The following is a 13378-nucleotide window of genomic DNA, read 5'->3' as shown; positions in this document are numbered from 1 at the left end:
AGTAACAAAAGGGTGAGAGTCATTTTGTCCATCCTGTCGATCTAGCAGGGAGTGGCTTTTATTGAAAACAAAGTTAAAGCAACTACTTGCTGATTCGACAGCATTTTCGCTTGCCTTAATGGGGAATAAGCTGGTAGCACTTCTCTTACTACCGGTGTATACGACGCACCTTTCAGTAGAAGGGTATGGTTATTGGGACATCACCAACTCGCTGCTGTTGGTATTCACTTATGCGAGTGTGCTAGGTACGGATGTAGCGATGTCCTTCTATTATCATGATGCACCGAATGTTACTGAACGTAGAAGGTATTTATCGACAGCACTTGCGTTTGGCTTTTCACTTGCCCTTCTTTACTTTTTACTAATCGGTGTATGGGGGCGAAGGTGGTTTCTATTTCTATACGACTATGAGCCTCTCTATCACGACGTATTGTTGTACGCGCTCGGTGTAAACCTTACAACGGTTGTCATTCAGCAGTTGCTTGCCTTTGCCCGCTATAGCCGGAAGGTGTGGACGTTTAACGGAATGACCATGCTGTATGTGATCGGTTCGTCTTTGTCCAGCATCTTTTTTTTGGTTACTTACCAGATGGGGGTTGCTGGGATCTTTTTAGGGCAATGGATATGGCAAAGTTTTATAGCGTGTCTCTTGGTGTGGATTTTTCGGAGAGATCTCACATGGAGATTGCGTGGACGCTATGTCAAAGAATTATTTCTGTATGGGTTTCCTTTACTCCCTACGTTGCTATCCTTTTGGGTGATGAACTCCCTCTCTCGTCCTCTACTGAAAGTGTTGCACTCCGCTGAAGCAGCTGGCGTACTAGGAACTGCTGTTCGTTTTGCTAGTATGGTTGCGTTGTTGACGGGAGCATTTCAGTTGGCCTGGCGTCCTTTTTCGATGTCGATAAAGGAAAAAGAAGGGGCATCCGCTCTTTATAGCTTGGTAGCGAGAGTCTATCTTGCGATTACAACATTTTCTATCTTGCTCCTGTCTTTTATTATTAAGCCGGTAATGAGTCTTTTTACTGGGAGTCCCTCATTCATTGAAGCCTATCCCGTGGTGTGGATGCTGGCTCTTGGAACCGTGTTAAATACTTTTCATGCCATTGTGGGTGTGGGTCTGTTTATTCGTAAGCAGACAGGTGGGCTCATCGCTATTTTTGCTGTCGCTTCTCTGGTTTACCTAGTGGGCAATTTGCTGTTCATTCCTCGTTGGAGCTTTTGGGCGGTGGGATGGATGACCCTCCTTTCTTATTTGCTTGTTGTGAGTTGGGTCTATGTTCGCTCACAGAAAGTATATCCTGTGGATTACCGCTTACCATCCATGTTGTCGTTCTTGATCATTTTTATCATGATTATGATGGCAGTTACTTGGATACAAATAGAAGCGTGGGAGAAAACATGGTTTTATTATGGAGTGGCTACTCTCCTGTATCTCAGCTCCCTATTCGTTACTGGTTTGTTCAAAAGAAACTCGCTTTCTATCGTGTATCAGCACCTTCAGAGCTGGGCGAAATAAAGAAGAGGTGGGAAAGTAGATTGGAGAGGTTATTCTCTGATAGAGGGATATTTTCAGGTACTATCTTCTTTGTCGTCATCGTGTCTGCTCTGCTAGGGCCAGTTCTTGGATGGAAGTTTTCTCTTCCTAATGGAAACGAGCTGATGATCAGCTTGTTTCGTGTCAGTTTGTTGCTATTGTTTATGATCACGATTTTACCGATGTTCCGCGAGAAGCACGGATCGAGGCTGAAAGTTCTCTCATCCATAAAAGGGTACATGCTCTTTTATATATGGTGGATATTCTATGCGACCCTTTCTCTCTTGTGGGTACAGGATATCGAGGTCGGAATTCGTTATGGAGTCTATCTGGGAAGCATGCTTCTCTACTCCATCGCTTTTCCTCTTTTTATGTACAACCAAGAATGGTTCAAAAAGATTGTGCTTGTAATGACATCGGTTCTAACGGCCATTATTCTCATTGCCTTTCTCGAGTCGATTACCTATGTTCACTTGCCAACTTCCCGTTATTGGCAGATGAATGACATTCCTTTTATCACTTCTGTTTTTACCAACCAAAATGATTTAGCTACCTTTATTACACTCTCCTTTCCGTTCCTTTTGACGAGTTTTCATTTGCTTCCACTAAAATGGAAAGGAAGAGTATGGGTGTATACGTTGGTGATTTTGAGTCTCTATTGTCTCATAGGGACCGGATCTCGAGTCAATAATTTATTTGCTCTTCCCCTTATTATTGCAGGATGGCTGGTTACGCTTCCTCGTACCATGCCTTTGGAGCGTCCTCTCGAGTGGAAGGGTGTATGGCGTGGTCTCTCGCTAGCCGTATCCATCATCATCGTAACAGGGCTCCTTAGTCACTTTTTATTGCCTGATTTCGTTAAATCAAAAATTGGAAGTACATTTGGTTTGTACGATGAACTAAAACCACAAGCGTGGGAAGTCCCTTCTGATGAAGACTTGATGGATGATACGGAGAGTGGAAGTATACAAACGAGGAAAAATTTAATACTGAACGGATTTCGCTTCTTAATCGGTTCCTATGGGATGGGTGTGGGGGCAGGAAATACGGAAGCTTATATGAGTAACATGACCAATGTGGATCAGAAAACAAACATACACAATTGGTGGATGGAAATATTGGTTAATTTCGGGGTGCTTGTTTTCATCCCTTATATGCTCTTTTACTTTTATCTAATAGGGAAGCTTTTGAAAATCAGTACCCGAAGACGAGAAGGGACATCGATTTGGATTCGCTGGGGGGCGATTTCCTGTTCTCTTTCTTTAAGTGGTTTCTTTTTTGGTGGAATGGCCCCTAGCTCCGCTATTCACTTCACCCCTCAGTGGACGGTGTATGGTTTGTCGATTGCTTTGCTAAGCTTCGTTAAGAGACACCCTTGATTTCGCAATGTGTGAGAGGACGGAGGAAAATATGAATGGAAAGGTTATGATTTTAACTTCGGTTCATACCTATGACGATGTTCGTATTTTCCATAAGCAAGCGGTCTCACTAGCAAAAGCAGGATATGCGGTTGAATTGCATGCACCCGCCAACTTTTCTTACAAAAAGGAAAAAGGGGTGGAGATTCACGGTATATCTCCACCGCAATCTCGTTTCACACGCCTATGGAGTGGATGGAAGCTCTATCGTAAAGCATTGCGCAGTCAAGCGGATTTGTTTCATTTACATGATCCAGAGCTCTTATTTTGGGGTTGGCGCCTAAAGTGTAAAAAACAAAAAGTTGTCGTTTATGATGCACATGAGGATTTGCCAAAGCAAATTTATACGAAATTATGGATTCCTGCTCGTTGGAGACCATCCGTTTCTCGTTGGGTGAATAAATGGGAGAAATGGTTGGCGCGTCAATTAGATCATGTAGTGACAGCTACAGCCTCCATTAAAAGTAGTTTTAATAAAGAAGGGATTAATCATGTTACGGTCATCATGAACTATCCACTGCCGTTTATGGAGAGCATGGAGGAAACTTATTCACGAAAGAAATCCACTGTGGTATATGTGGGTGGCATCTCTTACCTCCGTGGATACAAAGAGATGATTGAGATGATGGAGTACCTTCCATCGGAGCTAGAAGCAAGCCTTCATTTGATTGGTCCCCTACAAAATATCCAGGTGAGCAAAGAAGAGAAGGAGAGGTTAGAAAAAAGAAGGATATTCATCCATGGACGAATTCCTTTTAGTGAGGTAAGGGAGTGGCTGATAAGCGGGGATGTAGGGCTTGTCTGTTTGCACCCCATTGAAAATTACCGTGAATCCATGCCCATCAAATTATTTGAGTATATGGCCGCGGGCTTACCTGTTGTCGCAACAAACTTTCCCTTATGGCGTGGACTTGTGGAAGGAAATCGATGTGGTTTTGTCGTAGATGCGCTCGATGCAAAGGAGATCGCAAGCAAAGTGACTACCCTTTTACGCAACAAAAAACAACGCCTAGAAATGGGTCGCAATGGCTTCCAGGCTTTCAGACGTGAGTACAATTGGAAGTTAGAAGCAAAGACCTTGATAGATCTTTATTCATCACTACTACCGAAAGGAAGTGTCATCCATGCGCATTTGGATCGCTAACCATTATGCTGTTCCTCCCAATATCGGTGGTATTACCAGACACTATGAATTAGCAAAGGAATGGGTGAATGAAGAAGAGGTTGAAGTGACAATCTGGCTTTCTCGTTTTTTACACACAAGTAATCAGTATGCTACAGAAGAACAGCGAACAGCAGGGGAAAAAACAGCTGGACTTCACATGAGATGGCTATGGTCCTCCCCTTATACGAAGAACAATATTTTTCGTATTCTGAATATGATTAGTTTTGCTTTTATCTTTTTACTCAGCGGATTATTTGCGAGAAGACCCGATGTGTTGTTGGCTTCTTCTCCCCATCTGTTCACCGCTTGTTCTGGCTGGTTGCTTGCAAAAATGAAGCGTTGTCCTTTTGTATTGGAAGTGAGGGATTTATGGCCTGACTCATTGATAAAAATGGGGGGCTTAAATCGACCGCTTGTTTTGCGGGTGCTGGAATGGTTGGAGGCATTTCTTTATGAACGAGCAGATAAAATCATTGTTCTAACAGAGCATCAACGGCAATTTATTCAAAAGAAGGGCATAGAGGAAGAGCGTATTGAACTCATTCCTAATGGAATTGTCGTGGGGAGCTGGGAACCATCGCTAGAGAAGAGAAAAGAGATTAGACAAAAAATCCAGGTCAAAGACGAGGATTTCGTGGCGATCTATGCAGGTGCCCATGGACCCTCCAATGCGCTCCACTATGTTGTCGGCGCGGGAGAGTACCTTCCTTCTTCGATCAAGATTCTTCTCTTGGGAAGCGGATCAGAAAAAGAAAAGTTGATGAGGATAAAAGAAGAAAAAGGAATGGATAATGTTCTTTTTCATGACCCGGTTTCTAAAGCGGAAGTGTATCATTATTTATACGCTGCGGATTGCGGAATCATCTCTCTAGCTAATAATGAGACTTTTCGTGGCGCACGTCCCAATAAATTATTTGACTACCTGTATGTAGGACGACCTGTGATTACGACAGTAGATGGAGAAATACATCACATTCTTAAAGAGAACCAGGTAGGGCTGTTCGCTGGTGCCGAGGATGAGAAAAAATTAGCATCCACTTTGCAAGAAGTAAGACAGTATTCCAAGGAACAACGGGAGCAAATCGCAATCAACGGGCGAAGGTATATCGAAGCGGATGGAAATCGGAAGAAGTTGGCCGCTCGATTGTATAAACAGTTAAAAAACCTTACTTCATCAACGGATACAAAGAAAGTTGCTTGATTGGGCACGAGGAATCGGGTAGGATGACTTTCTTTTCACCTTCGATATGGTGTAGGATGCAATTAGAAGATTCTTACGTCACCTGGCTTCATCAATGAGATGGCTGTCAAATGGAATTAATGAAAATGATTAGGAACATTGGACCCTCTCTTTCAATAGGCTGATGAAGTAAGAAAACGACGAAACAGATTTGAAAAAATGGAAGAATGAAAGAAGAGCAAATATGATTGTGTTCCTTTTCATAAGCGATGAAGGAGGAAACGAAAGGAGAAAAGCATGAAAGTTGTTGTTACTGGCGGTGCAGGCTTTATTGGTTCACATATTGTCGATAAATTAATTGCTCGAGGAAACCAAGTGGTTGTGATCGACAATTTGGCAACAGGTCAAGAGACACGCTTGCGGGAAGAAGCGAAATTTTACAGGATTGATATTGGAGATCCACGTTTAGTAGAAATGTTCCTTGAGGAAAAACCGGATGCAGTGATCCATCAAGCAGCACAAAACAATGTGTCTGATTCAGTGAAAGATCCGATGCATGATGCCACCACAAATATCTTAGGAACGATTCACTTATTAGAAGCTTGTCGTCTGTCTAATGTAAAAAAAGTAGTATATGCCTCTTCGGCAGCTATTTATGGAAACCCGCATTATTTACCACTTGATGAAGATCATCCTGTTGCTCCGCTTTCTCCTTACGGTATCTCGAAACAGACACCTGAGCAGTACCTGAGTGTGTTTCATCAGTTATATGGATTGTCATGGACTTCACTGCGTTATGCGAATGTCTATGGACCTCGTCAGGACCTAAAAGGAGAGGGCGCGGTCATCCCGATTTTTTTCAACAAGATGCTAAGGAGAGAAGCGCTGGTTGTTCAAGGTGATGGAGAACAGACAAGAGATTATATTTATGTGGAAGATGTTGCTGAGGCAAATGTTCTTGCATTGGAATACGGTGATGAACATATCTTAAACATTGGGACGGGAATTCAAACCTCTCTCAATGAGCTGATTGAGGAATTGAAAAAAGCAAGTGGGATTCCTGTGGAGGTGCAAAGGGCGCCAGAGCGAGCAGGAGATATTAGACACAGCTATTTTAATGTTAGTCGTGCTAATGAGGTATTAGGATGGTCTGCGGAAATGGACCTACGTTCAGGGTTGCAAAAAGCGCTTGGTTATTACCAAAAACAGCAAGAAAATCACGTGTAGGTGGTTGTCAAATGACTGGAAGTGAAGTATACTTGTTAGCAGTTCATAAAGACTGACTGGTTTATCTGGTAGGAGTGGTTGAAAGATGCGTTCCAATTCCAAAGCGATAAGACAAAAGCCAATCGTTTGGCAATATCGGATGTACGCAGCATGGAAGCGAAGTATGGAGCTACTATTTGCTATCTCCTTCCTTGTGTTCACTTTTCCAGTACTGTTCATGACGGCCATTTTCATTAAATTAGAGTCAAGAGGACCTATTTTTTATAAACAAGAGCGCGTTGGATTGGATGGAGAGACCTTTTCTGTAATTAAGTTCCGCTCGATGAGAACGGATGCAGAAAAGAATGGTCCGCAGTGGGCGGCTAAGAATGATCCTCGTGTAACGAGGATAGGCCGATTTATTCGAAAGACACGGATTGATGAGGTTCCGCAATTATTTAATATCCTGCGTGGAGAAATGAGTTTAATCGGGCCTAGACCCGAACGAGATGTGTTTATTGAACGATTTTCCGAAGAAATTCCTGATTTTCGCAAACGATTATTAGTGAAACCGGGACTGACGGGATGGGCACAAGTAAATGGTGGCTATGACATCACCCCTGAGCAAAAGTTTGACTTAGATATGTACTATGTACAAAATCGTTCGATCCGCTTGGATTTGCTCATTTTGTATCGGACGATCTGGGTGGTATTGTCAGGAGATGGAGCCCGCTAGCTTATGGCGCTTCACCTAAATGCTTAAAACAAACAATAGGTTGCATCAGCAACCTATTTTGGTATGGATGGGTATAAAAGGTGAACCCATCGTGGGTGGAGGCGAAATGGAAAAATAGACAAACTAACCTGCCTCTTGATACAGAATCCGTTCATATAGGTACATGGAAGGGGCTAGAATGCCCAACGAAGAGACAGGTAAAAGAAGAGCCAAAAAGGGATGCTCATCAGCACAGCGTTCATTATGCCAAACCAAAAAGCTTTTCCTGCAACAAATAACTGCATATCTGGCACCTCCATGTACCTCCTAGTTGGTATTTATTATACGCCATCAACCTTTAAAATTGTACGTTTATGGACAAATGTAAACTAAATGTAATGTCGAAGTAACTTTGTTACAATACTCGCTTTGATGTAGGGACCGCTTATAAGGAAAGTGCAAAGGATGGTTTTCACTTGATGAAACGCGATTTCACTAAGTGAAAACTACCCTTGACGATAAGGGCAAAAGCTCACTCACCCTAAGAGTGGTTAGAAGATGGACGAGCGTTTTCTCCTGGAGAGGCATTGAGCCGTAGATCAGGTAGCAGAGGAGATGAAACTGCCCACCAACCACGCTACGAGAGAACCTGAAGCTCTCATGATGACTCCCTTCATCCGGGACGTATGGCACAAACATGAGTTTTTCTATGTATGACCTTTTTACAGATATTAGATTTAGAATATTATCAAAAAAGGTATTATTTTCAAAGATATGGGGGGTGATTATGTTCTAGTTAGGCAAGCGAGGGTGATGACATTGGAGATGCCTACTTAACAGACAACCAAGAACAAACAAAAATAGGGAGTGTACGGTGTGAGTAATCATGGTATGAATAAAGGTAGAAGGGTCTTTATTAAATCTCTTATCACAGGATCAGCAATTATCGTAGCAGAAACCTTGGGAGGCGGCGTTCTCTCGAAAGTATTGGCGAACAGTAGTGGGGAAAAAACGTATGGTTTGCCAATCTATCAACCTCAACATGATGAGGGAGAAGGGTTTCCACAGTCCATTGCCTCAGGAGATCCCACACCGACAGGAGCCGTATTGTGGGCACGTATTGATCCATCTGTAGCGACGGGGATTGATGAAGCGTCGTACGATACCAGCTTGGTACAGTGGCTGGATCATTCGTCTACGCAACCCAATGATGCAGTGCGTAAGGCGATTGAAGCAGGACAGTTTGTCATGCTGGAAGTTTCGGAGCAAAGTGGGTTTGATAAGACTTCTCTTCGTTTATTCACTCCCATTTGGAGCATGTTTGACAATATTGCCAAGGTTGACTTAGATGGTCACCTGGCATCAAATAAGACGTATTACTATCGATTTATTACCCATAATGGCCACGTAAGTAAGACGGGCAAATTTAAAACGCTTCCCCCACACGGTACTGATGTATCCTCTATGAAGTTTGCGTATATTAGCTGTCAAGATTATACCAATGGGTACTACCACGCAATGCAACATGTAGCGAATGAAGAGCTAGACTTTGTTATTCATCTCGGAGATTATATTTATGAAAATGTGGCGTATCAGGACAACAACCCAATAAAGGATCGAAAAATCAGCCTGCCAAGCGGTGGTGATGCAGCCATAACGATCGAAGATTATCGGGTTCTTTACCAAACGATCAAACGGGATGCAGATCTGCAACTTTTGCATGAAAACCATGCCATGATTGCTACCTGGGACGATCATGAGTTCTCCAATAATGGTTATGCAGACATTGCTCCCGACGAAAGCGGTAATCATAATCCTGAGCGGCGAGTAATTGCCAACCAAGTCTGGTTTGAGTATATGCCGGCACGTGTGACGTTTGATCCGAATGATGATTACGCGGATTTTAAAATCTACCGTTCACTCAGTATTGGAAACCTAGCTGATATTGTGGTGACGGATCAGCGCTTATTCCGGAGCGCTCCCCCATGTGGAGATAGCTACCTTTCACGCTTCTTAACCAATTGCGATGAGAAAAATGATTCTGATCGAACGATGTTAGGGACAGGAGATGGAAGTCAGCGGGATTGGTTTATTGATCAAATGACCACTTCCCAGAATACGTGGAAGATCTGGGCGAATGAAGTTCAGTTCACTCCTCTTACGATATTAGGAAAAGACTTAAACCTTGATGCTTGGGATGGTTTTAACGCAGAGCGAGAGTACATCACAAGTGAGTTGAAAGAGGCGGGAATAAAGAACTGGATTACGATTACGGGCGACCTTCATACCTATGAAGTAGGTCTCATCAAAGAAAATTACAAGAAAGACAGCGATGATGAAGCGGTTGGCGTTGAATTTATGGTTGGCTCCATTTCTTCCGCGACGATGTTAGATACCATTGATAATCAATTAGCAAGTACGTTCCTCGGCTCTTCCTCTCGTTCAGGGTTGCAGGAAGGCGTGTCAAGTAAGAGTGAAAGTCAAGATGAGTATGCATCTAGTCCGATTCCTAAGGCGACGATGGATGAAATCTTATCACATCCTGAGATGAAGAAAAAGATTGAGCAAGAAAAAGCTAAAATGAAAAAGAGTCAGATGAAGCAAAATCGTATCTTTGATTTCGATATTAGTCTTCCCACAGACAAAATCATGAAAAACATCGTCACAGAAAAAATCTACAGCGATAACCCATGGTTAAAGTTTTTTGACAGCATGCATCACGGTTATTGCATCATGGAAGTGACAAAAAACAAAACGACCTGGTCTGCCTACAAAGTGGAAGATATTCGGGATAAAGATGGGGACAAGAAGAAACTACTGTTCCAATGTGAAGTTCCGCGTGACCAAGCAAAGGTTAATGTTATCAAGGATTAATCACGTTGAGAAGAGGAGAGCCTTAGAGGTTCTCCTCTTTCTCATAAATTTATTAGAACTATAACGATTCGTTTGTGAGATGTTTAGAAGGTGTTCATAATAGTTTGATAGTATTATTATGAAAAGAATAGGGGGGATGAAAGCATGAAAAATACTCAGGTGAATAGTGGACGAAGGGTTTTTTTGAAATCATTATTAACGGGATCGGCGATCGTGGTGGCGCAGAGTGTAGGTGGTGGATTATTGACAAAAGTGTGGGCGGAGACGCAACAAAAGGGAGGGTCTACCTTCGACCTTCCCCAATTTCAACCCAACTTTGAAGTCGGGGTTGGCTACGAGCAGTCAGTAGCTGCTGGTGATCCGAGTCCAACGGGGGCGGTCTTGTGGACAAGGGTAGATCCTAGAATAGCGGAAGGGTTAACAGATCAGGAGTTTGACCCAGAATTGGTGCAATGGCTGGACCAAGCTGCTTCTCCCCCCTCGCAGTCCATACGTCAAGCGATCGAAGAGGGACAGTTTATCATGGTAGAAGTTGCGACAACGTCAACCTTCGATCAAATAGACTTTTATTGTTATACTCCGATCTGGGCAGACTTTGACAACGTCGTTAAGATCGATCTGGATGGACACCTTTCTTCAAATCAAACCTATTACTATCGGTTTATTACCCGAGATGGACATGTAAGCCAGACGGGCCGTTTCAAAACGCTTCCCCCCCATGGAACTTCCGTCTCTTCCGTAAAATTTGCCTATGTAAGCTGCCAAGACTACACCAGTGGCTATTACTATCCTTACCGTATGATTGCAGAAGAAGAGTTGGATTTTATCGTCCATCTGGGGGATTACATCTATGAATCAGTAAATGACTCTTCCTATCAAAATCCTTTACCTGATCGACGGATCCAACTTCCTAGTGGAAAAGAAAAAGCATTTACAATTGACGATTATCGTACGATCTACAAGACCATGAAGGCGGACGCAGATTTGCAAAAAGCACACGAGCAACACGCTATGATCACAATATGGGATGATCATGAATTTGCTAATAATTCGTTTTTTCCAGCGGTAGCTCCTGACGATCAATCATCATCCGATCCCCTTCGTCGACAGGTTGCGAACCAAGCTTGGTTCGAATATACTCCTGCACGTGTGACCTTTGAAGTGAACAGAGATTATACGCAATTCCGCATCTATCGTTCCGTACAAATAGGAAATCTCTTGGAGCTTGTTATGACGGACCAACGGCTCTTTCGCAGCGCGCCACCTTGCGGTTCCGACTTGTTGGATATTCACTTCACGCGTGGCTGTGATCAAATGTTTGCGGACGATCAGTCGATGTTGGGTAATGACCTGTGCAACCAACGGGATTGGTTTTTAGAAAGAATGATAAGCTCGCCTAGCGTATGGAAGGTTTGGGCGAATGAAGTGCAGTTTACGCCACTTAAATTATTGGGTAGATACTTAAACCTGGATGCATGGGATGGTTACAGTAGTGAGCGTGAATACATCACCTCTGAATTGAAACGCGCTGGGGTAAAGAATTGGATCACCATTACAGGGGACTTGCATACCTATGAAGCAGGGCTCATCCAGGAGGACTATGATCGCCATTCCGATGAAGAAGCGGTTGGCATCGAATTTATGGTGGGGTCTGTAACTTCTTATAACATAGAAGATATTGTGAAGTTCATCTTACCCAGTTGGAATGGACTGTATCAGTTTATTGCTGGGAAAAAGAGCTCAGTGAGGCGCTCTCCTGTATCCAGCCCTATTCCCATCGGAGTTATTGAGGAAATTTTAACTCAACCCACGATGAAAAAAGAGATTGAGCAAGAGATGAAAAATGAGCTCAAACGAGCCCAAAAAGAAGGGCGCGACAATGCATTTGGTTTAGATTTCTTCTCGCTGGATAAGATCATTCGTTTTATTGTGGACAAAATCGTGGGAGGAGCCATCTACTCCGCTAATCCATGGATCAAGTGGTTTGATAGTACGAAGCATGGCTACTGTATTTTAGAAGTAACGCACAACAAAGCAACCTGGTCGGCATATGGTGTGGAAGCGGTTCAATCGAAGAAAGAACCTTCTAAGAAGCTTCTTTTTCAATGCGAGGTTCCACGCGATCAAGCGAGGTTGAATGTTTTGAAGGATTAGCAAAGAGAAGGCGTTATTCATTCTGAAAAGGATGGGGCAATCTACAGGGTTACCCCATCCTTTTTCTTTGATCTTACTCCTGAGTTTCTTCATCATCAACGGTTTCTGTAGAGAGGTTGAGGTGGTTACGCAACAGATCGCTGACGCGCTGTCTTTCCTCATCTGTTACGAGGAAATAATCATAAGCCGCTGATTTGCCTGGTAGCTGGACCCTTTTATTCACACCATCTAACTGGATGGTTTCTTTATTGGATTCAGGGATGGATTGATAGATTGCCTGCATATCGGGAAGCTCGCTGGGTGTGAACTGCGTACGTAAATTATCTCCAACGCTCTCCAGCAAGTCGTCTACTTTCGTCACATTCTCCAACTTTGATAAATCGTGAATGATTTGGTCGATAACTTGACGTTGTCTTTTGTTTCGTCCAGCGTCCCCTTCTGGGTCTTTTTTACGCATGCGCACGTACGCTAGTGCTTCTTCTCCACTTAAGTGAGTACTCTCTCCCTCAACAAAGGTATGGGTGGTACCAAACTGATTGATACTAAAGGAGAGAAGTGGCTTGATCTCCACACCACCGAGGGCATCGACAGTATCTACAAAGCCCTGGAAGTTAACGGAGGCATAATAATCAATGGGTACATGAAGGTATTGTTCCACCGTCTCTACTACATTTTTGGTACGGGCACTGTCATCAGAGAGATCTTCTACTCCGTAGGTAACAGCTGAATTGATTTTGTCTTGATAACCGTTGGTGTTGGCGATCTCGACCAAAGTATCGCGGGGGATACTCAGCATTTTCATCGATTGATCGTCTGGGTTAATGGAAGCAAGCAGAATCACATCTGCTAATCCTGCGGCACGGTCTTTTCCAAGGAGCAATACGGTGAACGGGTCTTCTTCGATGGTTACTTGCTCTTCGCGTAGCTCCGATTTCTCCCATAGAGGGTCATGGGTTTGGTCAATCGCGTTGTAAAGGAGATAGAGGTGGTAGAGAGAGAAGAGGAGAACGGCGGTAAAAAGCAAGGAAAATGTAGTGATGATCCACCGGCGACGTTTCTTTTTTTTCATTTGATCAATGCGAGATGGATAATCTTTATCGCGACTCAATCAAGTGTCTCCTTTCTCTAT

At 43.3% G+C, this 13378-nt stretch carries 9 protein-coding genes; 8 read left to right on the top strand and 1 reads right to left on the bottom strand.

What is annotated here, in order from left to right:
• Window positions 1-61: 61 nt before the first annotated feature.
• The 8 genes from AC6RGY_RS08640 (at window position 62) to AC6RGY_RS08605 (ending at window position 12249) form a co-directional block, all read left to right on the top strand.
• Window positions 62-1519 carry a lipopolysaccharide biosynthesis protein gene (locus AC6RGY_RS08640; protein ID WP_499861844.1) on the top strand — a complete coding sequence of 486 codons (1458 nt, stop codon included), beginning with the start codon at window positions 62-64 and terminating at the stop codon, window positions 1517-1519.
• Between the two features lie 20 nt (window positions 1520-1539).
• Window positions 1540-2916: an O-antigen ligase family protein gene (locus AC6RGY_RS08635; RefSeq protein ID WP_499861842.1), complete on the top strand. Its 1377-nt coding sequence runs from the start codon at window positions 1540-1542 to the stop codon at window positions 2914-2916.
• Window positions 2917-2947: 31 nt separating this feature from the next.
• On the top strand, window positions 2948-4099 hold the full coding sequence (locus AC6RGY_RS08630; protein WP_499861838.1) for a glycosyltransferase family 4 protein: 1152 nt from the start codon (window positions 2948-2950) through the stop codon (window positions 4097-4099).
• Window positions 4080-5321, top strand: coding sequence for a glycosyltransferase family 4 protein (locus AC6RGY_RS08625; protein WP_499861836.1), 1242 nt, complete (start codon window positions 4080-4082; stop codon window positions 5319-5321). The genes AC6RGY_RS08630 and AC6RGY_RS08625 overlap by 20 nt, the downstream gene beginning before the upstream one ends.
• Before the next feature lie 276 nt (window positions 5322-5597).
• Window positions 5598-6527 carry an SDR family oxidoreductase gene (locus AC6RGY_RS08620; RefSeq protein WP_499861833.1) on the top strand — a complete coding sequence of 310 codons (930 nt, stop codon included), beginning with the start codon at window positions 5598-5600 and terminating at the stop codon, window positions 6525-6527.
• An 85-nt stretch (window positions 6528-6612) separates the two neighbouring features.
• Window positions 6613-7242 (top strand): sugar transferase, encoded by a 630-nt coding sequence (locus AC6RGY_RS08615; RefSeq protein WP_499861829.1) that lies wholly within the window; start codon window positions 6613-6615, stop codon window positions 7240-7242.
• An 855-nt stretch (window positions 7243-8097) separates the two neighbouring features.
• Window positions 8098-10095, top strand: a complete 1998-nt coding sequence (locus tag AC6RGY_RS08610; protein WP_499861827.1) for an alkaline phosphatase D family protein — start codon at window positions 8098-8100, stop codon at window positions 10093-10095.
• Between the two features lie 144 nt (window positions 10096-10239).
• Window positions 10240-12249 carry an alkaline phosphatase D family protein gene (locus AC6RGY_RS08605; protein ID WP_499861825.1) on the top strand — a complete coding sequence of 670 codons (2010 nt, stop codon included), beginning with the start codon at window positions 10240-10242 and terminating at the stop codon, window positions 12247-12249.
• Window positions 12250-12322: 73 nt separating this feature from the next.
• On the opposite strand, the gene AC6RGY_RS08600 is transcribed toward AC6RGY_RS08605, so the two are convergent.
• The gene (locus AC6RGY_RS08600; RefSeq protein WP_499861823.1) at window positions 12323-13357 is read right to left on the bottom strand and encodes an LCP family glycopolymer transferase; all 1035 of its coding nucleotides are present in this window, start codon (window positions 13355-13357) and stop codon (window positions 12323-12325) included.
• Window positions 13358-13378: the final 21 nt, after the last annotated feature.

It is taken from the genome of Mechercharimyces mesophilus, from assembly GCF_059818345.1.
This window is presented reverse-complemented; position numbering and strand designations above follow the sequence as displayed.